Origin of the sequence: Myroides oncorhynchi (assembly GCF_020905415.1) — a bacterium.
Classification (GTDB): Bacteria; Bacteroidota; Bacteroidia; order Flavobacteriales; family Flavobacteriaceae; genus Flavobacterium; species Flavobacterium oncorhynchi_A.
In genome coordinates this window covers 1,265,055-1,288,593 of record NZ_JAJJMP010000001.1, presented here as the reverse complement: position 1 = coordinate 1,288,593, position 23,539 = coordinate 1,265,055, and the positions used below count along the sequence as shown (strand labels likewise).

The following is a 23,539-nucleotide window of genomic DNA, read 5'->3' as shown; positions in this document are numbered from 1 at the left end:
TAAATATGTTTTGTATCACATAAAAAACATTCTATTTTTGCCATAATTTAGAACTATTTCAAATAACCAACCTTTATGAAAAAACTAGTCGCATTATTTCTAATCGCAACAGCCGTAGTAAGCTGTAACAACAAAAAAGAACAAGAGTCTACACCAGTAGAAACTGCTCAAGTTAAAGAAAGAATTATCTCACTAAATGGAGCTATCAGTGAAACATTAGTAGTCCTAGGAGAAAAAGAAAATATCATCGCTGTAGACGTAACAAGTACATACCCTACAGATTTAAAAGAAACAGCACAAGATCTAGGTCATACTTCTAAAATATCTGTAGAAAGCATTATGGCTTTAAAGCCAACTGTTATCTATGCGACAGAGAAAGACCTAAAAGATGACTTTAAAGCATCTCTTCAAAAAGCAAACATCCGTTTAGAAATCCTTAAACAAGAGTTCACATTAGAAGGATCTAAACAATTAATACAAGCTGTAGCTAAATCTTTAAACAAAGATAATTACAAAGAACTTCAGGATAAAATAGATCAAGACTTAGAAGGTGTAGTTAAATTTGAGAAAGCTCCTAAAGTATTATTTATCTATGCTCGTGGCGCAGCAACATTACTAGTAGCAGGTGATAAAACACCAGCTAACAGTATCATCAACTTAGCAGGAGGACAAAATGCAGTAACTGAGTTTGAAGATTTTAAACCTCTTACTCCAGAGTCACTTCTAAACAGTAACCCTGACTATATCTTAATGTTTACGACAGGATTAGAAAGTATGGGTGGTGTAGATGGCGTTCTAAAAATAGACGGTATCAGCAAAACTAATGCAGGTAAAAACAAAAAGATAATCGCTATGGATGGTCAATTACTTAATGGTTTCGGACCAAGAGTAGGTCAAGCAGCAAAAGAATTAAACAAACTACTATCAGAATAATCACAGAATGAAAACCAAACTCTCTTTTTACGCATTGCTATTATCTATTATCTTAATTGTAATAGCCACTGTGTCTATATTTATAGGAGTTTACCAGTTTGAAGCGGGTACGTTTCAGACATTATATACAATATTGTTCACAACGCAAGAGGTAAATCCAAGCGACCATTATGTATTTTTTGATGTTCGACTTCCCAGAGTTATAATGGCAATCTTAACGGGCGCTGGACTATCTCTTGCAGGAACAACTTTACAAGGAATGTTCAAGAATCCTTTGGCATCCCCAGATCTTATAGGTATTACCGCAGGTTCAGTATTATTCGCTGCCCTAACTATCGTGTTAGGAGCACATATCAAACCGCTAATTCCAGAGGTAATACACTACTCACTATTAAGTATAATGAGTTTCGTAGGAGCAATTATAACGATGACATTCGTTTATAAAATGTCTACGAATGGAGGTAAAACTAATGTAAGTATACTTTTGTTATCGGGAGTTGCTATTACAGCTCTTACAGGTGCAGCAACAGGTCTACTTACTTACTTATCAAGTGATGAAGAACTAAGAAACCTTACTTTCTGGACATTGGGGAGTTTAGCTGGAGCCACGTGGACTAAAGTAGGTATTCTGGCTGCAGTAGTACTTACTTCTATTGTCTTACTTATCAATAAAGGCAAGGCTTTAAACGCAATGATGTTAGGTGAACGAGATGCGACTCACCTAGGAATTCCAGTTGAGAGAACTAAAAAAATGATCGTCTTACTATCTGCTTTAATGGTAGGGACTATCGTAGCTTTCACTGGTACTATCGGATTTGTAGGACTAATTGTTCCCTATATTTTACGCCTAGTATTTAAGTCTAATTATTACTTTATCTTGCCATTATCAACACTATGTGGAAGTATCTTACTTCTCGTAGCAGATACAATAAGTAGAACGTTAGTACCTCCATCAGAGATACCTATCGGAATACTAACTTCTATCATGGGAGCACCAGTATTTATAGCTATATTGATAAAGTTTAAAAAATCACTCTAAACCATGATTGAAGCATATAAAATAAACTACTTGGCCAAGGGAAGCTATATAATCAATGATATAGACTTCGAATGTAAAGAAGGTGAGTTTATCGCTATTCTTGGGCCTAATGGAGCTGGTAAGTCAACTTTCTTAAGTATACTAGCTGATGAAATACATGAGAAAGGTAACAAAGTACTTCTTAAATCATGTGAATATCCTAAATGGTGTACAAAAGAGCTACCAAAGCACAAAGCGAAGTTCTCACAACATCACAATGGCGATATTCCGCTTAATGTAGAAGACGTAGTGATGATGGGAAGATACCCTTACTTTGATCATATCCCTACTGAGGAAGATAAAACTGCAGTGAAGGAGAGTATGGACTGCATAGATATCTGCCCGTTACAACACAGAGAATACAATCACTTATCCGGTGGTGAAAAGCAACGTGTACATTTAGCCAGAGTTCTATCGCAATTAAACAATAATGTAGAGAATAAACTGTTATTCTTAGATGAGCCTTTAAACAATCTTGATGTCTTGCATCAGCATCGCATTATGGATATCATAAAGGAATTTACTGCTAAAGGCAATACTGCCATTGTAGTATTACACGATCTAAATCTAGCCGCTCAATATGCAGATAAGATATTGCTTTTAGAAAAAGGTAAGAAAGTAATATATGATGTCCCTGAACAGGTACTAACACAAGAAATTATTACTAAAGTATATAACTTCCCCTGTGTAGTGGCTAAAAACCCAGTGAGTAATAATCCTCTAATCATCTTTGGAACATAAAAACAACAACTATGAATACAAACACTCAAACTTTAAAAGAACGTTGGGATGCTTTAAAAGCTACCAATCCTCATACTAGAATACGCAACGCTGCTAACGAACTTAACGTTAGTGAAATGGAGTTATTAGCTACTCAAATAGGTGATTCTGTTACTAGATTAAGACCTGAATTTGAAGCAATGCTATCTGAAGTAGAATCTTTAGGTAAAGTGATGGCACTAACACGCAATGACGAATGTGTACACGAACGCAAAGGAGTGTATGCTAATCCAGACTTTAGCAGCCCTCATGCAGGTTTATTTGTCAATCCTGATATTGACTTGAGAATCTTCTTAAGCCATTGGAAAAAAGTCTTTGCTGTAGTAGAGAAAACAGGAGATAAAGATAGAATGAGCTTACAATTCTTTGGTAAAGATGGAGAAGCTATTCACAAGATATATTTAGTAACACAGAGTAATGAAGAGGCATTTCACGCCTTAGTAAAGAAATATACTTCTGATGATCAATCAACAGAAGAAACTACTGAAGCTTACTTACATAATCTTGACGAGAGATTAGATGAGGAGATTGATGTAGAAGGTTTCAGAAGCGCTTGGAAAGAATTAAAGGATACACATGATTTCTTTATGTTACTAAGAAAGTTTAATGTAACTCGTACACAAGCACTACGCCTTGCACCAGATGAATTCTATGCCAAACAAATCACTAAGGATGCAATCGTAACTATGTTAGAAGGAGCTTCTGAATCTCAAACACCGATTATGGTATTCGTAGGAAACAGAGGAAATATTCAGATCCATACAGGTGAAGTTAAGAGAACGATGTGGCACCAGAACTGGTACAATGTACTTGACCCAGACTTCAATATGCACTTAGATATGGATAAGATCGCTCAGACTTGGGTTGTACGCAAGCCAACTGAAGATGGCATTGTTACCTCTATCGAAGTATTTAATGAAATAGGAGAAATCATCGTTCAATTCTTTGGTAAGAGAAAACCAGGAATACCAGAATTAGAACAATGGAGAGAATTAGTAGCTAAACTAGCTTAATTATATTTTAGATGCGGGAGATTATTCTTCCGCATTTTTATTTTTAGCTCATTCTATATTGCAAAATAAACTTAGGTAAATCTCCTAAATCTTCTTAGAGTTGCAAAATACGGTACGTAGAAAATAGAAAAAATTATACGATACCCTTCTATAAAATCATCTAATAAGTAGACCACCTTCTACATCTCAAAAAACACAAATTACATATTTTCCACCTCCTTTCTGTAAAAAGCAGAAATAGCTAAATGGGATTAGGATAATCTAATAACAATAAATTAAAATATAAAATGTATCTCCGTTTAACGACATAATGCTATATTTGTAGTCTAAAACATAAGAAAGTCATGCTAAACCTTTTTACCTTTTCGGCTGAATTTACAAGTGAAGAAGCTTGCCGTTTACATTTTAAAGAGCAACGTGATAAGTTAGGAGTTACTTGTCAAAGATGTGGTCATGATGCCCACTATTGGATTCAAAGTAGATGGAGTTATGAATGTAAAAAATGTCGTTCTCGTATGACTTTAAAAAGTGGTACAATTATGGAGCATTCAAAACTATCTTTTTTGATATGGTATAAGACAATGTTCTTAATGACAGCGACTAAAAAAGGCTTTTCAACTTTAGAAATTCAAAAGCAATTAGGACTAAAAAGATATGAGCCAGTATGGGCAATGGTACATAAGCTTCGCAAGGCAATGGGTAATAGAGATAGCAAGTATACTTTAGAGGGAATGTTAGAGATGGATGAGGGATATTTTAAAGTAGAAACATCTGAAATAGAGAAATCTAAAACTAAAAGTGGTCGAGGATCTACAGGTGTTCAAAATGTTGCTATTATGGCTGAAAGTACAGTTTTAGAGAACATAGAAACAGGTGAAAAACAAAATCATGTACGCTTTTTTAAAGCTGTTGTTTTAGAAGATCATAAAGCTGAAAGTGTTAATGAAATGATCAGGAAAAATATTGAAGAAAGTAGCATTGTCTTAACTGATAAGAGTACTTCTTATGTAGATATTTCAGATTTTGTTCAGATACATATTACTGAAAAATCATCAGAACAAACAACAAAAGAGACTCTAAAATGGGTACATATAGCTATCAGTAATGCTAAAAGAAATCTACTGGGAAATTACCATAAAATTAAACGAAAATACCTTCAAGCTTACTTAGATGAATTCGTTTATAAACTTAATAGAAGATACTTTGGTGAAAAGCTCTTTGATAGGCTTATTATTGCCAATATTACAGCTTATGACAAATAACGGACATACATAAAATATAAATACTCCTACCTAAAAATTGATAATCACAACATTTATTCAAAGAATAGTTATCAACAGATATTTAATAACTAATTACACATTTCAAATATTTTTTATTGATTTAGTCCTTAGTAAACAGTAAATTAGCTAAGATAACTTTGTCAGTTCTTTACAATGCTTTAGGCACTTATCACAGTGTTTTAGCTAGTTTAAAACAATTAGCCATGTACAAAACAAGTCGTTTTGAGGTAGCAGAATTTGACAAGACTTATAAACCAAATAAAATACAGCTATGTCGATTTTTGATAAAAGAGTAAACTACAAACCTTTTGAATATCCAGGTATATACCAATTCACGGATGCTATTAATAAGTCTTTTTGGGTACATAGTGAAGTTGACTTCACAGCAGATACACAAGACTTCCATTCACACTTAACGAAAGAAGAACAACTAGCTATTAAACACAGTTTATTGGCTATCGCTCAAATCGAAGTAGCAGTTAAGACTTTCTGGGGAAACTTATATCAACATTTTCCAAAACCTGAATTTAATGGACTAGGAAGTACATTTGCGGAGTGCGAATTCAGACACTCTGAAGCATATTCAAGATTGTTAGATGTTTTAGGTTACAATGATGAGTTTGAGAACTTATTAACTGTACCTGTTATCAAAGAAAGAGTAGAGTATTTAACTGAAGTTTTAGAAAATTCAGGTAACTATACTGACCGCAAGAAATATGTAGTATCACTTATCTTATTCTCTTTACTTATAGAGAATGTCTCTTTGTTTAGTCAGTTTGCTATTATTTTATCTTTTACGCGTTTCAAAGGATTAATGAAAAACGTTAGTAATATAATAGCTTGGACTTCTGTAGATGAACAAGTACACGCTAATGCGGGTATCTACATTGTCAATATTATTAGAGATGAATTCCCAGACTTTTTCGATGAAGACCTAATCAACCATGTAAATGAAGTAATTCATAAATCAATTGATATTGAAAGTAGAATATTGGATTGGATCTTTAGTACTGGAGAAATTGAAACTGTAAATAAAGCAGATCTTTTAAACTTCATGAAATTCAGAGTTGATGAAAGCATGCAAAAAATAGGTTTGAAAAAAGTATATAACATTACTAGCGAACAATATAACCCGATGAAATGGTTTGAAGAGGATGTATTTGCTAACAGTTTAGATGATTTCTTTGCAAAGAGACCAGTAGATTATACAAAACATGATAAGAGTTTCTCTGCAGATGACCTTTTTTAATTAATCACTTTACATTCCATACTATTATATGAATAATTTCTCATTACCATTACAGACTGAAGATAACGATAATAACCTAGTACCTAAACTATGGTGGAAGAACTCTGAAAGTGAGCAAATCCTTAACAGAGGTTACTTATTAAAAGGCGAGACAGTTGAAGGAGCTATTGACCGTATTACGACTGCTGCTGCTAAACGTTTATATAAACCAGAATTAAAAGAATCTTTTCAAGAGATGATAGAACGTGGATGGATGAGCTTAAGCTCTCCTATATGGGCTAATATGGGTACAGAAAGAGGATTGCCTATCTCGTGTTTTAACGTACATATACCTGATGGTATAGAAGGTATTACACATAAACTTGGTGAAGTGATTATGCAAACTAAGATTGGTGGTGGTACTTCTGGATATTTTGGTACGCTACGTGAGCGTGGAAGTGCAGTTACTGATAATGGTAAAAGTAGTGGTGCAGTAAGTTTCATGAAGTTATTTGACACGGCTATGGACACTATCTCTCAGGGAGGTGTACGCCGTGGTGCATTTGCAGCTTATTTAGACATCGATCACCCTGACTGTGAGGAATTCCTAAATATTAAAAATATTGGTAACCCTATTCAGAATCTATTCTACGGTGTTTGTATTCCAGACTACTGGATGCAAGAGATGATTGATGGAGATAGAGATAAAAGACAGTTATGGGCTAAAGTATTAGAAAGTCGTCAACAGAAAGGAATGCCTTATTTATTCTTCTCTGACAACGTGAATAGTAATAAACCTCAAGTATATAAAGATCTTAATATGCGTGTGAACGCAAGTAACTTATGTTCTGAGATTATGCTTCCTTCATCTGATGACGAATCATTCATCTGCTGTTTATCATCTATGAACTTAGAACTATATGATGAGTGGAAAGACACAGAAGCAGTGAAGTTAGCTATATTCTTCCTTGATGCTGTATTACAGGAGTTCATCGAGAAGACAGAAGGTAACTATTACTTAGCAGCAGCTAATCGCTTTGCTAAACGTCATAGAGCCCTAGGATTAGGAGTATTAGGATGGCACTCATATTTACAGAAGAATATGATCCCATTTGAAGGGTTACAAGCTAAAATGCTAACAAACTCTATATTCCAAAACATCAGCACTAAAGCAGATAAAGCTTCTCAAGAGTTAGCGCGTATCTACGGAGAACCAGAGATATTAAAAGGATACGGAAGACGTAATACCACTACGATGGCTATTGCTCCTACTACATCTTCATCAGCTATCTTAGGACAGACATCTCCAGGTATCGAGCCATTTAGTAGTAACTACTACAAAGCTGGACTATCTAAAGGAAACTTCATGCGTAAGAACAAATATCTAATGCAACTTTTAGAACAAAAAGGTCTAGACAATGAAGAGACATGGAGAACTATTATGCTAAACGGCGGTAGTGTCCAGACGATAGAAGGATTAACTGAAGAAGAAAAAGCAGTATTCAAAACATTTAAAGAGATTAGTCAACTAGAGATTGTACAACAGGCAGCTGTTAGACAAAAATATGTGGACCAAGCACAGAGTTTAAACCTTAACATCCCTTCTGCCCTTCCTATTAAAGAAGTTAACAACTTAATGATCGAAGCGTGGAAACTAGGAGTTAAAACACTTTACTACCAACGCAGTCAAAGTGTATCTAAAGAAATGGTAACTAACTTAGTTACTTGTAGCAGTTGTGAATCGTAAATAATTTCGATTATTATCTTATATCTATAAAGAGAATCTCTACGGAGGTTCTCTTTTTTTGTTACCTATACTCAGTCTATTATTTCCCTTCCAAATAAATAGCTCTAAGAAGATATTATTTCCTAAAAAACAAAGTGTACATCTCTTGATCTACTAAATGAGCTCAAATAAGCTTAAAATACCTCAAAACTATACATATTGCTGCCACTACCTATTAACTGAAGGAGCTAAGTACCTCATCATCTCTACGATAGACCAATTCACATTTTATATTTACATCAACTTATTAACACATTAATAAAACAAAAAACAGCTTAATTAATTTAAAAACATAATAAAAACAACATATATCAATATTAAAATACGATAAACTATTTTTTTTAGCACGGTATATGTAATAGACATAGTACAACAAAAACAACAAACATTCTTTTTCTTAAACGACCTAGTTATCCCCAAGTAACTAGGTCGTTTTAATAAAACCAAAACATTGACATTATAAGCAAGATATACACCACCAGAACAACCACATGCATTAATATAAATGCAAAAAGAGACTACCGATTGGCAGTCTCTTTTTTATTTGACCAAGTATAAAAAACGTGAAATTAAATTTCAAATCCCATTGATACTCCTAATTTGTTAGCAATAACCTTAGCTACTTTTGCTTTTAGCTCAGGTATTTTTACAGACTCCATTACTTCATCTGTAAAAGCATACATCAGTAATGCTTTTGCCTCTTTTTGAGGAATACCTCTTTGACGCATATAGAACATTGCATCCTCATTCAGCTGTCCTATTGTACATCCGTGTGAACACTTCACATCATCAGCGAAGATCTCTAACTGTGGTTTAGCATAGATAGTTGCTTTCTCACTTAGTAATATGTTATTACTCTTTTGGAAACCATCTGTCTTCTGTGCTATTTTATCTACATAGATCTTACCATTAAATACCCCTGTAGAGTTATCATCATAGATACCTTTATAGTTTTGATGGCTCTCACAGTTCGGTTGATTATGAGATACTAATGTATAGTGATCCACATGCTGTTTTGCTCCTATCAGTGTTATGCCTTTCAGTGTACTATCAATACGTTCGCCATCTTGGTAGAAATTCAAGTTGTTTCTCATTAACTTCCCACCGAATGAAAACGTATGTACAGACACTCTACTTTCTTGCTTCTGTGTCACATAAGTATTATCAACTAAAGTAGCACTATCCGTATCATTCTGTAGTTTATAGAAATCTACGATAGCACGTTTCTGTGCTACGATCTCTGTTACAGCATTTGTTAATACTATCTCTTCATTAAGAGACTGGTGTCTCTCTACGATCTGAACATAAGCATTCTCACCTACTACCACTAAGTTACGCGGCTGTACTAATAACGCTTTATCTTCTACTGTAGATAAATATATAATCTCGATAGGCTTAGCCACTACCTTACCTTTAGGAACATTAATAAACGCTCCTTCAGTAGCAAATGCAGTATTTAAGGCAGTCATACTATCAGACTTATCAGCCGAGTTATTATAAAAGGCATCAATTACCATTTTATATTTAGGCTTAGTCATAGCAGACGACATTAGACATACATCTAATCCATCGTGTGTAGTAGATGATAAGTGAGAACTGAATACACCATTGATAAATACCAATTTATATGTATCAGAATCACTTAAGAAATACCTTTTAACTTCTTTGTATTCTATCGCTTTTTCCTCTTTTTGAAGTACGCGAAACTCATTCTTTAAAACTGAATTTAATGATGTGTATTTCCACGCTTCATCCTTCTTAGTAGGAAAACCTTTATCTTCGAATGTCTTTAATGCCTCTAAACGGATGTTGTGTAGCCCTTCGTGCTCACCTTTCAATCCTTGTTCAAAAGCTACAAAAGACGTAACTAATTTATCTTTAAGCTCCATAATTCTTTCTTTGCAATTAGATTAAAATGATTGATTCTCTTGACTACTTCTCTAAAGAAGCTTTGATCCAATCGTATCCTTTTTCTTCTAATTCCAATGCCAATTCTTTTCCACCTGTCATAACGATTTTTCCATCGTATAATACGTGTACGAAATCTGGCACGATATAGTCTAATAAACGTTGGTAGTGCGTAATCAAGATTACTGCATTATCCTTGCTTTTTAATTTATTAACTCCGTTAGCTACGATACGTAGTGCATCAATATCTAATCCTGAGTCAGTCTCATCTAAGATCGCTAACTTAGGCTCTAACATAGCCATCTGGAAGATCTCATTACGCTTCTTCTCACCACCAGAGAATCCCTCGTTAAGAGAACGAGATAAGAACTTTCTATCGATCTCCAATAACTCCGCTTTCTCTTTAATTTTTTTCAACATATCACTAGCAGGCATTTCTTCAAGTCCTTGTGCTTTACGTGATTCGTTGATTGCTGTTTTCATAAAGTTAGTTACAGAAACACCTGGGATCTCTACTGGATATTGGAACGATAAGAAAACTCCTTTATGTGCTCTCTCTTCTGGTCCTAATTCTCCTAACTCCTCACCTTCTAAGATGATCTCACCTTCTGTTACTTCGAATGCCTCATTACCTGTGATTACAGATGATAATGTACTCTTACCAGCACCATTAGGTCCCATGATAGCGTGTACTTCACCCGCTTTCACTTCTAAGTTAATTCCCTTTAATATTTCTTTATCTTCAACACTTGCGTGTAAATTCTTTATCTGTAACATAAGATTGTCTTGTTTAATTTTGTTGAGGTAATCTGATTTTTATTCTTTAGTCGATGGTAGATTAACCTACACTTCCTTCTAAAGAAATCTCTAATAATTTTTGTGCTTCTACAGCGAACTCCATTGGCAACTTGTTTAACACCTCTTTCGAGAATCCGTTAACGATAAGTGCAATAGCTTTCTCAGTAGGAATACCACGTTGATTACAGTAGAAGATCTGATCTTCACCAATCTTACTAGTAGTAGCTTCGTGCTCTATCTTAGCAGTCGTATTCTTCGCCTCTATATAAGGGAATGTATGAGCACCACACTCATTACCCATTAATAAAGAGTCACATTGAGAGAAGTTACGAGCATTCTCAGCTCTTGGTCCCATGTGAACCAATCCTCTATAACTATTTTGAGATTTACCAGCAGAAATACCTTTCGAAATAATTGTCGACTTTGTATTCTTACCTAAGTGAATCATTTTAGTACCAGTATCTGCTTGTTGGAAGTTATTCGTCACAGCGATAGAGTAAAACTCTCCGATAGAGTTATCCCCTTTCAAGATACAAGAAGGATATTTCCACGTTACAGCAGATCCTGTCTCCACTTGTGTCCAAGATATCTTAGCATTCTTCTCACATAAACCACGCTTCGTTACGAAATTAAACACCCCTCCTTTTCCACTACTATCCCCAGGGAACCAGTTTTGCACAGTAGAATATTTAATCTCAGCATCATCCATAGCAATAAGTTCTACTACAGCAGCGTGTAATTGGTTCTCATCACGTGATGGAGCAGTACATCCCTCTAAGTAAGAAACATAACTTCCCTCATCAGCAATAACTAATGTACGTTCGAATTGACCAGTACCAGCCTGATTAATACGGAAGTAAGTAGATAATTCCATTGGACAACGAACCCCTTTAGGAATATAACAGAACGATCCATCAGAGAATACAGCAGAGTTTAGCGCTGCATAGAAGTTATCTGTCTGTGGTACTACAGATCCTAAATATTTCTTCACTAGCTCTGGGTGCGTCTTAATCGCCTCAGAGATAGAACAGAAAATAATACCACGTTCTGCCAATGTTTCTTTAAAAGTAGTCGCTACAGACACTGAGTCCATAACGATATCCATCGCCACACCAGTTAATCGCTTTTGTTCATTAAGCGAAATCCCCAGTTTATTAAAAGTCTCTATTAATTCAGGATCAACCTCGTCTAAGCTCTTATATTCATCCTTTTTCTTAGGAGCAGAATAATAAGAGATTGCTTGGAAGTCAGGTTTTGTATAATGTACATTAGCCCATTCAGGTTCTACCATAGTCTTCCATATACGGAATGCCTCTAGTCTCCAATCTGTCATCCATTCAGGCTCACCCTTTTTAGCAGAGATAGCTCTTACAATATCTTCATTTAGTCCCACAGGAAACGTCTCAGACTCTATATCAGTATAAAATCCATACTCATACTCCTTGGTCTCTAATTCTTTCTTTAAATCTTCTTCTGTATACTTACTCATATATTTATACTTAAAAGCCACTACTTTCTCGTACGCTTCTTTTATTTAACTAATTATCAAAAGGAAAGAAAAACAGATGAAAAATCCGTCTCTCTCTTCCTTGAAGTTTTATAATGAAAAGCTCTCTCCACATCCGCAAGTTCTACTTGCATTTGGATTATTGAAGTAAAACCCCTTTCCGTTTAATCCTCCAGAATACTCTAAAGTTGTTCCCACTAGATATAAAAAACTTTTCTTATCAACAGCAATTTTCACGCCATTGTCTTCAAAAATCTTATCATCTTCGCCCACTTCACGATCAAACTTTAATTGATACGAAAGTCCGGAACATCCTCCACTAGTAACACCTACACGCACATAATCTGCTGTGTGGTCAAACCCTTCATCTTCCATCAAAAGGGCAACGCGTTTTCTCGCTATATCTGAAACTTTTATCATACCTTTTTTAAAATAGATTACTTCTAAATTTTGATTTACAAAGGTATCATAAAAAAATGGTTTCTTACGCTAACTAACATATTTATAACGATTAGAAGTTTTAATACTAATATCAATAAAAACTATCGTTAGAACTTGTTTTTTGGTATTCTTTCCGAAATACTTTAGTGAAAAACCTACTAATAACTAATCACTTACTATTCTTTGATTACCTTTATTTCTAAACACTCTACAAAGATTGCAACTTTAGCTCTAAATTTCAAGGACATTTAAAAGAATGTATTGAACATTTAATGGTAAAACCATTAATCTTTACAAAAAAGACAAAGTTATCCTTTAGGAACAAAATACCAAAACATAATTATATAAATTATTCAAAATTGATCTAATAAACCAACCGAAAATATCTCTTTAAGATAAAATAACTGCTTAACTAACTAAAAGACATCTTTTATCTAGTTAACAACGTTTTACTATCACTATTAAACATTGTCACCGTTATTCTTACATAACACCTATACATCATTAAAAAGATCGTTTTTTTTAATATTTATTATTAGTAACAAACCTAATTATTTCCTCTAAATAAAAAAGTCCTATCTTGATACAGCATATCATTAGTGCTTCGAAGTTATCTTAACTTTAAAAAAACAGAACTCATTTAAGTCAACTTTATTCTTATACATTTAATTTCGTAAATTCGATTCACTTCTTATTTTATTTATAATTATAAATCAATGATTTAAGTATTTATAAAGATTGTGTTTTGGATTCCTTGTCCAAAGAAAAAGAAAAACTACCTTATTTATCAGTCCCTATCTATGACGTTCCTATCTGGTTTGATATGACAGTATATTGACAGTATCCAAACAAAAGTGCATAAAGATGACTATCTTTCCTCTTAACGTATATTGTTCTGATTATTTTTAAATATTAGCCTCGAGATTGGCCTAAAAAAAACGATTGAATGCAGATATTCAATACTTTGTAAATATACATATTAAAAATAAAATATTTTTATCTCCCTTGTTTTTTTTACAACCTTAAAGTTAAGATGAGTTTTTCTAGTAAATTTGTATAAAAACAATTAATATGAAAAAGATATTTTTACTAATGCTTGTTGCTGTACTAGGATTAACAGCGACATCGTGTTCTAAAGACGATGACATAGTTCCTAATAAAGAGGAAGGAATACAAGAAGCATGGAGGCTTGTGAATTTCTCATACCTAAACAAAGACAGAAAACGTATCTCAGGTGTTATTCCTGCAATTAATGATTTTAACTGGAAAGAGACTGAGCTCTTCTTTAGAAAGAATGACGGTCGCCAAACAAGATTTGAAAAAGGGAATAAAGGAGAAGATATAATCATTAATTGGGACTTTGACTACCATGTAAAAGACAATCAACTACTAATGATTGATAAAAAATTAGGACTAAACGATTTAGAAATATACACTATTGATGAAATAACAAAGAGTTCAATGTATATCCGTTATCACACTACACCTAGAGAAGTACAACAAAGTAACATGCCTAGGGACACAGAATACATCTTATATTACTATAGAAAAATGTAAGACTAATAAAATCAAAGTTGCTTACAGGATTGTAAGCAACTTTTTTTATGCGATTAAATATCACTCTACCCTTAGAATGAATGTCAATTTTGTGGCAGCTATAGGTAATATAAAAGATGATTTTTCTATAGGAACACACCACCCTACTCCTCCCAATAATAATTATATAACAGAGGACATACTGCTTGCATAGTCTCAGGTTCATCATCATCCCAATCAAAATCAATATCCTGATTATACACGATAGGTGAATCAACATAATCCTCTATATCACCTCCAGTCTTTATCTTAAAAGCGACCGAAGCCACATAACCAAACTCTTCAAATCCAGGTATATCATCATCATCCATAATCTTAGTTTGACTAATTAAAGTATCCGCATCTTCTACCGCCTTATAATAAACATCCTTACCGCGAGAGACTACCCAGTTTCTAAAGTCGATAAATCCATCATCTGAGCATCCCTCATTCATTAGATAACCTGCGCACCACATAGTAGAGGTATAAATCTTATTAGTCAAATCATCAGTAGTCAAATCAAACCCAATGATCTCAACTGGGCTGAGCTCCTTTAATCGTTGAATTAAATATTCATCCTGCCCTTCTGAAGCTTTTGCTAATTTTAACGAATCAGCGATTAAAGACCAGTATTGATCTTCAGTCATTAATGTAGAGCAAGGGGTCAAATCTTTTAAGTATTCATTCTTTTCCATAGTTTTATTTTAAATAAATAGCAGTATAAATATATTAAAATTAAGATACTTTAACAACACCATCATTTCTAAAATGGAGAGGTATTTTAGGTAGAGCATTTTAGTTACTACCTCCATTTAACCCAGATTCCGCATTAGCCAAATACTACAAAGCAATTCTAATTCAGAGCTATTTTGTATAATTACTTTTCGTTTATATGTCTATCACGGAATCTGGGTTTAATACGCCTTTTTCTAAAAAATACATTCTACTCTCTGATTAATTATGTAATTTGCACCTAACTCAAATAAACTAAATCAATTATGAAATTATATGCTATAGAAAGTGGAAACTTTAAACTAGACGGTGGTGCTATGTTTGGAGTAGTACCCAAAGTTATCTGGAATAAGACGAACCCTGCTGACTCTAATAACCTAATCGACTTAGGTGCTAGACTATTATTAATAGAAGAGGGAAACAGGCTTATACTTATAGATACGGGAATGGGAAATAAGCAATCAGATAAATTCTTCGGATACTACAATCTATGGGGAGATCACACTATCGATAGATCACTGGCTAAGCACGGATTTCACAGAGATGATATCACAGATGTATTCTTGACACACTTACACTTTGACCACGTAGGAGGTGCAGTGGATTGGAATGCAGATAAGACGGGTTATGTAAATGCGTTTAAGAATGCAAAATACTGGACAAATGAGAATCACTGGGAATGGGCAACTAAACCGAATGCTCGTGAAAAGGCGTCATTCTTATCTGAAAACATTTTCCCCATCCACGAGAGCGGAGCACTTAATTTTATAAGTAGATCAGAATCTGACTTGTTACATAACTCAGAACTAGGCTTTGATATTTTCTTTGCAGATGGACATACTGAGAAGCAGATGATCCCTATTATCAATTTTAACGGTAAGAAGATTGCCTATGTAGCAGACTTACTTCCTACTGTAGGGCACATTCCTCTACCTTATGTTATGGGTTATGACACTAGACCATTGTTGACTTTAGGAGAGAAAGAGAAGTTTTTAAAGATAGCTGCTGATGAAAACTGGTATTTATTCTTAGAACATGATGCTTATAACGAGATTATAACAGTACAACATACAGAAAAAGGAGTAAGACTAAATGAGAATTTAAAAGCTAATGAAATCTTAATTTAGTGTTAAGTACCCTGCTAAGAAGTAACTTATTTATATTTTTAGCACGAATAACATTGATAATTTAAATTTAACTATAATGCGATTGATTAAACCTTTATACCTATCAGCTGCTTTAGCTTTAGCTCTAACGAGCTGTGGGACTACAAGTAAGGTGGTAAGTACTCCTATAAGTGGAGTAGATAATTTACCTAAAAGAACAACCAAACTAACTGAAGAACAGTTAAAGAGATGGAGTCATTTAGACATCCTTAATGATACTGTCCCAGGAATGTCAGTGGATAGAGCTTATGAAGAAATCTTAAAAGGCAAAAAACTTCCATCAAAAGTAATAGTTGGTGTGGTAGATTCAGGTATTGAAATCGATCACGATGATTTAAAAACACAAGTTTGGACTAATCCAAAAGAGATTATAGGTAATGGTATAGATGATGATAACAATGGATACATTGACGATATTCATGGCTGGAATTTCTTAGGTAAATCTGTACACGAAAACATGGAGTTAGTTCGTGTTATACGAAGAGGAGATGATGGTTCTGAACAATATAAAAGAGCATTAGAACAACTTGATAAAGAAGTAGGTGAAGTAGTAGAAAGCAAATTGCGTCTAGACATGTTAACACGTGCAAATGAACGAATTGCAAAACACTTAAATAAAACTAATTACACGTTAGAAGACTTAAATACTATCTCTTTAGATTCCCCTGAAGAAATTATTCATTCTAAAAATGTAATGTACAATATCTTATCTGGTGGTAGAGAATTATCTTGGTTAGACTCTTACAAAAATAGTGTAGATAGCAAATTAAAATATCATCTTAACCTAGACTATGAAGGTAGAAAATTAGTAGGTGATGATCACACTAACATCAATGATAAAATTTACGGAGATAACAATGTATTAGGTCCAGTAAGAGACGAAGCAAAACATGGTACTCACGTAGCAGGTATTATCGCACAGACGCGTGGTAATAATCTTGGAGGAGATGGAGTAGCATCGCAAGTTGTCGAGATAATGGCAGTTAGAGCTGTTCCTGATGGGGATGAGTATGATAAAGATATTGCATTAGGAATCAGATATGCTGTAGATAATGGAGCTAAAGTAATCAACGGAAGTTTCGGTAAATACTATGAAGAAAACAGCCAGTGGGTACGAGATGCTATCAAATATGCTGAAGAAAAAGATGTACTTATCGTAGTAGCAGCAGGTAATGATGCTATGGACTTAAATATTGCTGGTGGTGTAGAGCGTTACCCTAACGATAACGTAAAGATGGGACCAGAGATATCAAACAACTTCTTAGTAGTAGGAGCACTTAATCCAGAATTTGGTAAGAATATGGTAGCTCGTTTCTCTAACTATGGTGATTATGATGTAGACGTATTTGCTCCAGGTGTAAAAATTTACGCAACTGTACCTAACAACACATACGAGTACTTGCAAGGGACTTCTATGGCATCTCCTAACGTAGCTGGTGTAGCTGCATTAGTAAGAGCTTATTATCCTCAGTTTTCAGCTGGAGAAGTAAAAAAGATTATTATGGATTCAGGTGTTGCAGTAAACTTTGATGTAGTAGTAGGTGAGAAAAAGGAAATTAGAAACTTCCAAACAATCTCGACATCAGGTAAATTTGTTAATGCATACAACGCATTATTATTAGCAGAAAAGCTGTCTCAAGCGAAAAAATAAACCGTAAACTAAGTAACCTTAATAAATACTCCACATTTATGTCTCATATCTGTGGAGTTTTGATTTCAAACACAATATGAAAAAAATTTTACTAGCACTAGCGATTTGCTCTATCTCACTTATAGACGCATTCGCTCAAAACAATCCAAACCCAGGTTATTGGCAACAGCATGTTGACTATAAAATGGATGTAAAAATGGATGTAAAAAAGTATCAATATTCAGGTACACAAAAACTAACATACACGAACAATTCGCCTGATACATTAAAAACTGTTTACTTTCACTTATACTACAACGCATTCCAACCAAACAGTGATATGGATGCTTTATTATCTAATATTGCAGATCCAGATTCTCGTATGGTAGATACAAAAACAATACGAGGGCGAAAAGTATTCGAAAGTAGAATATCTAAACTTAAAGATAGTGAAATCGGATATATGAAGGTATCTAAGATGACACAAGATGGAGAGAGTGTAGATACTAAAGAGGTAGGTACGGTGCTTCAGGTAATACTTAAAAAACCTATTGCACCAAAATCATCTAGTACATTTAACCTTAACTTTAATGGTCAAGCTCCTGTAATGATTCGCAGAGCAGGTAGAAACTCAAAAGAAGGCGTGGCACTATCAATGTCTCAATGGTTTCCAAAAATAGCTGAATATGACTTCGAAGGCTGGCATGCAGAACAATACTTAGGTAGAGAATTTCACAGTGTATGGGGAGATTTTGATGTAAAGATTACTATTGACAAAAATTACATTTTAGGAGGGACTGGTGAAGTAGTAAATAACAATGAGGTAGGTTATGGCTATCAAGACGCTGGCATTGATAACAATTCAATAAAAAAAGGAAAAGATCTAACATGGAATTTTAAAGCAAAGAATGTATTAGACTTCACTTGGGCAGCTGACCCTGACTATATCCACGATATATATAATGGCCCGAATGGTGTAAAATTGCACTTCTTATATAAAAACAATCCAAAAATAGTAGACAACTGGAAAAAACTACAACCAGTCACATCGGATTTAATGGAGTTCATTAATGAGAATGTAGGTCCTTATCCATACAGCCAATATTCAGTAATACAAGGTGGAGATGGTGGAATGGAATACTCTATGTGTACATTAATCACAGGAGAACGCACCTTCCCAAGTTTAGTAGGTGTAACTGCACATGAATTAGCCCATAGTTGGTTCCAACATGCATTAGCAACTAATGAAACTAAGCATGAATGGATGGATGAAGGTTTTACTTCATTTATATCTGATTTAGCAGTACTAAAAGCATTGCCAAAAGATCAACATGAAGATGATAATCCTTTTGCTTCTACATATAAAAGCTACTACAACCTTGTGGCTAAAGGAATGCAAGAACCACTTAGTACTCACGCAGATCACTATATGACTAATAGAGCTTACTCAATATCTGCATATAGTAGAGGTTCAATCTTCTTAACTCAATTATCTTATCTAATCGGGTGGGATAATATGATGAAGACATTACAGACATATTATAATGAATACAAGTTTACTCACCCTACACCTAATGATTTTAAACGTGTGGCTGAAAAAGTATCAGGAGCAGTATTAGATCAATATATGATCGATTGGACGCAGACAAATAATACAATTGACTACTCTATCCTATTTGTAGAAGAATTACAAAAGAATCAAACTTTAGTTACTCTTGGTCGATTAGGAAGAATGGGAATGCCTTTAGATATTCTGGTTGAATATGAAGATGGAACAAAAGAAACATTCTACATTCCTTACACTTCAATGCATTGGATTAAACCTAATCAATATGTACAATACGAAAGAACAGTATTAGATGGATGGGGATGGGCACAACCACAATACAAATTTACAATCAATAAACCAAAAGCTACAATAAAAACTATTATGATAGATCCAAGCCAGTTTATGGCTGATGTCAATCAAGAAAATAGTGTTTATAATAAATAACCTAAACGGTGATCTTAATAAGATCACCGTTTTTTTATTCAATTCTCGAATCTTGTTCTTTCATTTTATTTATAAATATCTCGCATTCCTTTGTTACCTTTGTCAATGATATGGAACAAAAGAAATTTACATACCCTAAGAAGGAAAAGCTAAAGAGTAGAATCGCTATTGAGGAACTATTTACTACAGGTAAGACTGTAACTAAATATCCATTGAGAATGGTCTATGTTCAGATATCCAATGATGATAATTTACCTCTTAAAGTTGGCGTTTCTGTATCTAAACGTCACTATAAAAAAGCAGTAGATCGCAACTACTTTAAAAGGTTATTACGCGAAGCATATAGAATAAATAAACACATGTTATTAGATCATGTTAGTTTAGATAAGCCTTATTCAATGATGTTATTCTATCAATCAAAAGATCGATTGACATTCGAAGAAGTTAACAATAAAATGGTCAAGCTTTTTGAGAAATTCATTGAAGCTACTACTGAAAAAAAAGAAGAAGATTCTTTATAAAATTCTTTTTTCCACAATATATTTGCAGCATATAAGAATAACACTTAACTTAATACTTTTATGAGTTATTATTTAATAATCTTTCATATTAATATCAAGTCAAGTAAGTTAGAACTAATACCGAATGCTTAAAACTCGACATGTATAAATACTTGTAGATCTTACAAAAGCCTATAATAATTACCTCTAAAAATATTAGAGAATATATAATGGTAGCACTATGCGAAATTTAAAAAAAGACAACAATTCTATTCAAAGAACTGATGTAATCTCTACAAAAAACATAGAGACCTTTGAGCTTTGTGTATTAGAAACAGATACAGAAATAACTGTAAGTGGTCTTCGTCAGCTTCCATTGGAAGGACAATCAAATTTTAGAGATTTAGGTGGTTATAAAACCAAAGATAACAGAATTGTAAAATGGGGACAGCTATTTCGATCTGGCCAATTAAGTAACCTCACGACAAGGGATTTAAACTACTTATCTTCTATACCTCTTACAACTATCATAGATTTTAGAAGTGAAGAAGAAAGCATAGAACAGAAAACACTCTTGCCTTCAACAGTTTCTAATGAGATATTACTACCTATAAGACCTGGTAATCTAAGTAAAAATAATGTGATGAAAATCGTCATGGATGCTAATGACGAACTCGCAAATAAATTACTAGTTGACATCAATGAACAACTAGTATTACACAACCAAAATGAATACAAAGCCTTCTTCAAAGAAGTACAAGGTGCTAATGCTCCTCTTATGTTTAACTGTACAGCAGGTAAAGATAGAACAGGATTAGCAGCTGCTTTATTACTAACAGCGTTAGGAGTAGATATAAATACAGTAAGAGAAGACTATCTGCTGACTAACCAATGTGTGAATCTAGATACTCTAAACATGCAAGAGAAGTTTCTACTAAATGATGATCAAACAAACGTTTTACTTACATTATTTACTGTAAAAGAACAATATCTAAATAAGGCATTAACCACTATCGAGCAACACTATAGTACAGTTGAGAGCTTTTTAATTGATGCTCTAGATGTGGATATACCTTTATTAAAGTCAAAATATCTTTACTAGAGTATTGTTAGCCTATTGGATGTTTTTGTTACACACTTTGACTACCCCACTTTTAGTAACCATACAGTTACAACATTTTAAGTATTAAACCTCACATTTATGCAAGCAAATTCATCGCATGGCAATCACTCCCAACTAAATAAAATAACATTGGGAACCCTATTAGTCACTTTAGGTATTATCTATGGGGATATTGGTACGTCACCTCTTTATGTAATGAAAGCGATACTGGGTCAAGAAACTATACGAGAAGACATTGTCTTAGGTGCAATCTCATGCGTATTCTGGACCCTTACGTTACAAACTACGATTAAGTACGTATTTCTAACCCTTAAAGCAGATAACAATGGTGAGGGTGGGATTTTCTCACTTTTCACTCTAGTGAAGAGACTGAAGAAACGCTGGTTAATCATACCTGCCATTATCGGTGGTAGTGCATTATTAGCTGATGGTATTATCACTCCTCCTATCTCGATATCATCAGCTGTAGAAGGACTGAGAATCTATGAACCTAACCTTAAAACTATTCCTATTGTTATTGGCATTATTTTTATTCTATTTGCTATACAGCAGTTTGGTACTAAAGCTATAGGTAAATTCTTTGGTCCTATGATGACATTGTGGTTTTTAATGATTGGCGTTATCGGTTTAACACATATAGTAGATAATCCTTCCGTATTTAAAGCACTAAATCCTTACTATGCTGTACATCTACTATCTATTCATTCAGAAGGATACTTCGTACTAGGTTTTGTATTTTTATGTACTACAGGTGCTGAAGCACTTTATAGTGATCTAGGTCACTGTGGGATAAAAAATATTCGTATCACCTGGGCTTTTGTAAAATCAATGCTAGTATTGTGTTATTTTGGACAAGGAGCTTATTTAATAGGTTATTCAGGTCAGACACTACTAAGTCTCTCACCAGATAAAGTTAATCCCGCAAATCCCTTCTTTTTAGTTATGCCAGATTGGTTTTTACCATTCGGTATAGCTATTGCTACCTTAGCAGCAGTAATTGCTTCTCAGGCATTAATCAGTGGATCATTCACCCTAATTAATGAAGCTATACGTCTAAACTTATGGCCTAAAGTAAAAGTAAAATTCCCTACTAACATAAAAGGTCAACTGTATATTCCTTCTATAAACTGGTTATTATTCTTAGGTTGTGTTTTCGTTGTACTACATTTCGAAGAATCAGGTAATATGGAAGCTGCTTATGGTCTAGCAATCACGCTATGCATGATTATGACGACTATATTATTAGGATACTATATGTATCTTAAACGAGTACACATACTAGTTATCATCTTAGTCGAAGCTGCCTATTTAGCCTTAGAAATATCTTTCTTTATCGCCAATGTACAAAAATTTACTCATGGTGGTTATGTCACAGTATTTATCGCTTCGTTACTTGCAGGTACAATGATAATTAATTACTTAGCCAAAAAGATTAGAAAGAATTATACCGAATTTGTCAGTATAGATACTTATAAAGATATTTTAATAGATATAAGCTCTGATACAAGTATACCAAAATATGCTTCCAACTTGATTTATTTAACGAATTCTAATACCTGCTCCAAAATAGAATATAAAGCCTTATTCTCAATTACTCAACGAAGACCAAAAAGAGCAGATAACTATTGGTTCGTTCATGTTAATGTAAGTGATCAACCTTATAATTTAGAGTATAAAATACAAAAGATGGGAGCCGATAATATTATACGTGTTGACTTCTACTTAGGTTTTAGAAACGATCAAAAAATTAGTGTATTATTAAAACAAGTTTTAAAAGAGCTAGTTGATAATGGAGAGATTGATGTTATTAGTAAATATGCTTCATTACAAAAGAACAATATCAACACTGATTTTGAATACGTATTGATAGAAAAAGAATTGTCATATGACAATGAGCTACCTGCACATGAAAAGATTATACTTACGATGTATGAATGGCTTAAGAAACTAGCCTTATCGGAAGAGAAAGCTTTTGGTCTTGACAGCAGTGCAGTAACCGTAGAACGTTTCCCTATGATTATAAATCCAATAGAAGAACTACCCTTAAAAAGAAAATATTAGTATA

19 protein-coding genes are annotated in these 23,539 nt (G+C 33.8%); 14 read left to right on the top strand and 5 right to left on the bottom strand.

Features of this window, described 5'->3' with window-relative positions; genetic code table 11:
* The first annotated feature begins 75 nt into the window (after positions 1-75).
* The 7 genes from LNQ81_RS05685 (at position 76) to LNQ81_RS05655 (ending at position 8,062) form a co-directional block, all read left to right on the top strand.
* Entirely contained in the window at positions 76-933 is an 858-nt protein-coding gene (locus LNQ81_RS05685) for a heme/hemin ABC transporter substrate-binding protein (RefSeq protein WP_229945189.1), read from the top strand.
* Between the two features lie 7 nt (positions 934-940).
* Complete coding sequence (locus LNQ81_RS05680; protein ID WP_229945188.1) at positions 941-1,972, top strand: FecCD family ABC transporter permease; 1,032 nt, start codon at positions 941-943, stop codon at positions 1,970-1,972.
* A 3-nt stretch (positions 1,973-1,975) separates the two neighbouring features.
* Entirely contained in the window at positions 1,976-2,752 is a 777-nt protein-coding gene (locus tag LNQ81_RS05675) for a heme ABC transporter ATP-binding protein (protein ID WP_229945187.1), read from the top strand.
* A gap of 11 nt (positions 2,753-2,763) precedes the next feature.
* Positions 2,764-3,804, top strand: a complete 1,041-nt coding sequence (locus LNQ81_RS05670) for a hemin-degrading factor (protein WP_229945186.1) — start codon at positions 2,764-2,766, stop codon at positions 3,802-3,804.
* Positions 3,805-4,148: 344 nt separating this feature from the next.
* Entirely contained in the window at positions 4,149-5,066 is a 918-nt protein-coding gene (locus LNQ81_RS05665; protein ID WP_229944311.1) for an IS1595 family transposase, read from the top strand.
* 292 nt (positions 5,067-5,358) lie between these two features.
* The gene (locus tag LNQ81_RS05660; protein WP_229945185.1) at positions 5,359-6,336 is read left to right on the top strand and encodes a ribonucleotide-diphosphate reductase subunit beta; all 978 of its coding nucleotides are present in this window, start codon (positions 5,359-5,361) and stop codon (positions 6,334-6,336) included.
* Between the two features lie 28 nt (positions 6,337-6,364).
* Entirely contained in the window at positions 6,365-8,062 is a 1,698-nt protein-coding gene (locus LNQ81_RS05655; RefSeq protein WP_229945184.1) for a ribonucleoside-diphosphate reductase subunit alpha, read from the top strand.
* A 608-nt stretch (positions 8,063-8,670) separates the two neighbouring features.
* Here the strand turns inward: LNQ81_RS05655 and sufD are convergent.
* The 4 genes from sufD to LNQ81_RS05635 form a co-directional block, all read right to left on the bottom strand.
* Entirely contained in the window at positions 8,671-9,990 is a 1,320-nt protein-coding gene (sufD, locus tag LNQ81_RS05650) for a Fe-S cluster assembly protein SufD (protein ID WP_229945183.1), read from the bottom strand.
* 43 nt (positions 9,991-10,033) lie between these two features.
* On the bottom strand, positions 10,034-10,786 hold the full coding sequence (sufC, locus tag LNQ81_RS05645; protein ID WP_121964772.1) for a Fe-S cluster assembly ATPase SufC: 753 nt from the start codon (positions 10,784-10,786) through the stop codon (positions 10,034-10,036).
* A gap of 61 nt (positions 10,787-10,847) precedes the next feature.
* Positions 10,848-12,296 (bottom strand): Fe-S cluster assembly protein SufB, encoded by a 1,449-nt coding sequence (sufB, locus tag LNQ81_RS05640; protein ID WP_229945182.1) that lies wholly within the window; start codon positions 12,294-12,296, stop codon positions 10,848-10,850.
* 108 nt (positions 12,297-12,404) lie between these two features.
* On the bottom strand, positions 12,405-12,734 hold the full coding sequence (locus tag LNQ81_RS05635) for a HesB/IscA family protein (RefSeq protein WP_229945181.1): 330 nt from the start codon (positions 12,732-12,734) through the stop codon (positions 12,405-12,407).
* A gap of 1,092 nt (positions 12,735-13,826) precedes the next feature.
* Here LNQ81_RS05635 and LNQ81_RS05630 point away from each other — a divergent pair.
* Positions 13,827-14,312, top strand: coding sequence for a hypothetical protein (locus LNQ81_RS05630; RefSeq protein WP_229945180.1), 486 nt, complete (start codon positions 13,827-13,829; stop codon positions 14,310-14,312).
* A 143-nt stretch (positions 14,313-14,455) separates the two neighbouring features.
* Here the strand turns inward: LNQ81_RS05630 and LNQ81_RS05625 are convergent, their stop codons facing one another.
* Positions 14,456-15,025 (bottom strand): DUF4240 domain-containing protein, encoded by a 570-nt coding sequence (locus tag LNQ81_RS05625; protein ID WP_229945179.1) that lies wholly within the window; start codon positions 15,023-15,025, stop codon positions 14,456-14,458.
* 303 nt (positions 15,026-15,328) lie between these two features.
* On the opposite strand from LNQ81_RS05625, the gene LNQ81_RS05620 reads away from it, so the two are divergent.
* From LNQ81_RS05620 to LNQ81_RS05595, 6 genes are all read left to right on the top strand, one after another.
* A complete protein-coding gene (locus tag LNQ81_RS05620; RefSeq protein WP_229945178.1) occupies positions 15,329-16,189 on the top strand; it encodes an MBL fold metallo-hydrolase in 861 nt (286 codons plus the stop codon).
* Positions 16,190-16,265: 76 nt separating this feature from the next.
* Entirely contained in the window at positions 16,266-17,879 is a 1,614-nt protein-coding gene (locus LNQ81_RS05615) for a S8 family peptidase (RefSeq protein ID WP_229945177.1), read from the top strand.
* Positions 17,880-17,955: 76 nt separating this feature from the next.
* Complete coding sequence (locus LNQ81_RS05610) at positions 17,956-19,851, top strand: M1 family metallopeptidase (protein ID WP_229945176.1); 1,896 nt, start codon at positions 17,956-17,958, stop codon at positions 19,849-19,851.
* Positions 19,852-19,961: 110 nt separating this feature from the next.
* The gene (gene rnpA, locus LNQ81_RS05605; protein WP_229945175.1) at positions 19,962-20,372 is read left to right on the top strand and encodes a ribonuclease P protein component; all 411 of its coding nucleotides are present in this window, start codon (positions 19,962-19,964) and stop codon (positions 20,370-20,372) included.
* Between the two features lie 220 nt (positions 20,373-20,592).
* Complete coding sequence (locus LNQ81_RS05600; protein ID WP_229945174.1) at positions 20,593-21,453, top strand: tyrosine-protein phosphatase; 861 nt, start codon at positions 20,593-20,595, stop codon at positions 21,451-21,453.
* A 99-nt stretch (positions 21,454-21,552) separates the two neighbouring features.
* Positions 21,553-23,535, top strand: coding sequence for a KUP/HAK/KT family potassium transporter (locus LNQ81_RS05595; RefSeq protein WP_229945173.1), 1,983 nt, complete (start codon positions 21,553-21,555; stop codon positions 23,533-23,535).
* Positions 23,536-23,539 lie beyond the last annotated feature (4 nt).

Excerpts from the sequence above, each read along its gene's own strand:
- LNQ81_RS05685 (WP_229945189.1), top strand. The coding sequence starts at position 76 with ATGAAAAAACTAGTCGCATTATTTCTAATCGCAACAGCCGTAGTAAGC.
- LNQ81_RS05680 (WP_229945188.1), top strand. The coding sequence starts at position 941 with ATGAAAACCAAACTCTCTTTTTACGCATTGCTATTATCTATTATCTTA.
- LNQ81_RS05675 (WP_229945187.1), top strand. The coding sequence starts at position 1,976 with ATGATTGAAGCATATAAAATAAACTACTTGGCCAAGGGAAGCTATATA.
- LNQ81_RS05670 (WP_229945186.1), top strand. The coding sequence starts at position 2,764 with ATGAATACAAACACTCAAACTTTAAAAGAACGTTGGGATGCTTTAAAA.
- LNQ81_RS05665 (WP_229944311.1), top strand. The coding sequence starts at position 4,149 with ATGCTAAACCTTTTTACCTTTTCGGCTGAATTTACAAGTGAAGAAGCT.
- LNQ81_RS05660 (WP_229945185.1), top strand. The coding sequence starts at position 5,359 with ATGTCGATTTTTGATAAAAGAGTAAACTACAAACCTTTTGAATATCCA.
- LNQ81_RS05655 (WP_229945184.1), top strand. The coding sequence starts at position 6,365 with ATGAATAATTTCTCATTACCATTACAGACTGAAGATAACGATAATAAC.
- sufD (WP_229945183.1), bottom strand. The coding sequence starts at position 9,990 with ATGGAGCTTAAAGATAAATTAGTTACGTCTTTTGTAGCTTTTGAACAA.
- sufC (WP_121964772.1), bottom strand. The coding sequence starts at position 10,786 with ATGTTACAGATAAAGAATTTACACGCAAGTGTTGAAGATAAAGAAATA.
- sufB (WP_229945182.1), bottom strand. The coding sequence starts at position 12,296 with ATGAGTAAGTATACAGAAGAAGATTTAAAGAAAGAATTAGAGACCAAG.
- LNQ81_RS05635 (WP_229945181.1), bottom strand. The coding sequence starts at position 12,734 with ATGATAAAAGTTTCAGATATAGCGAGAAAACGCGTTGCCCTTTTGATG.
- LNQ81_RS05630 (WP_229945180.1), top strand. The coding sequence starts at position 13,827 with ATGAAAAAGATATTTTTACTAATGCTTGTTGCTGTACTAGGATTAACA.
- LNQ81_RS05625 (WP_229945179.1), bottom strand. The coding sequence starts at position 15,025 with ATGGAAAAGAATGAATACTTAAAAGATTTGACCCCTTGCTCTACATTA.
- LNQ81_RS05620 (WP_229945178.1), top strand. The coding sequence starts at position 15,329 with ATGAAATTATATGCTATAGAAAGTGGAAACTTTAAACTAGACGGTGGT.
- LNQ81_RS05615 (WP_229945177.1), top strand. The coding sequence starts at position 16,266 with ATGCGATTGATTAAACCTTTATACCTATCAGCTGCTTTAGCTTTAGCT.
- LNQ81_RS05610 (WP_229945176.1), top strand. The coding sequence starts at position 17,956 with ATGAAAAAAATTTTACTAGCACTAGCGATTTGCTCTATCTCACTTATA.
- rnpA (WP_229945175.1), top strand. The coding sequence starts at position 19,962 with ATGGAACAAAAGAAATTTACATACCCTAAGAAGGAAAAGCTAAAGAGT.
- LNQ81_RS05600 (WP_229945174.1), top strand. The coding sequence starts at position 20,593 with ATGCGAAATTTAAAAAAAGACAACAATTCTATTCAAAGAACTGATGTA.
- LNQ81_RS05595 (WP_229945173.1), top strand. The coding sequence starts at position 21,553 with ATGCAAGCAAATTCATCGCATGGCAATCACTCCCAACTAAATAAAATA.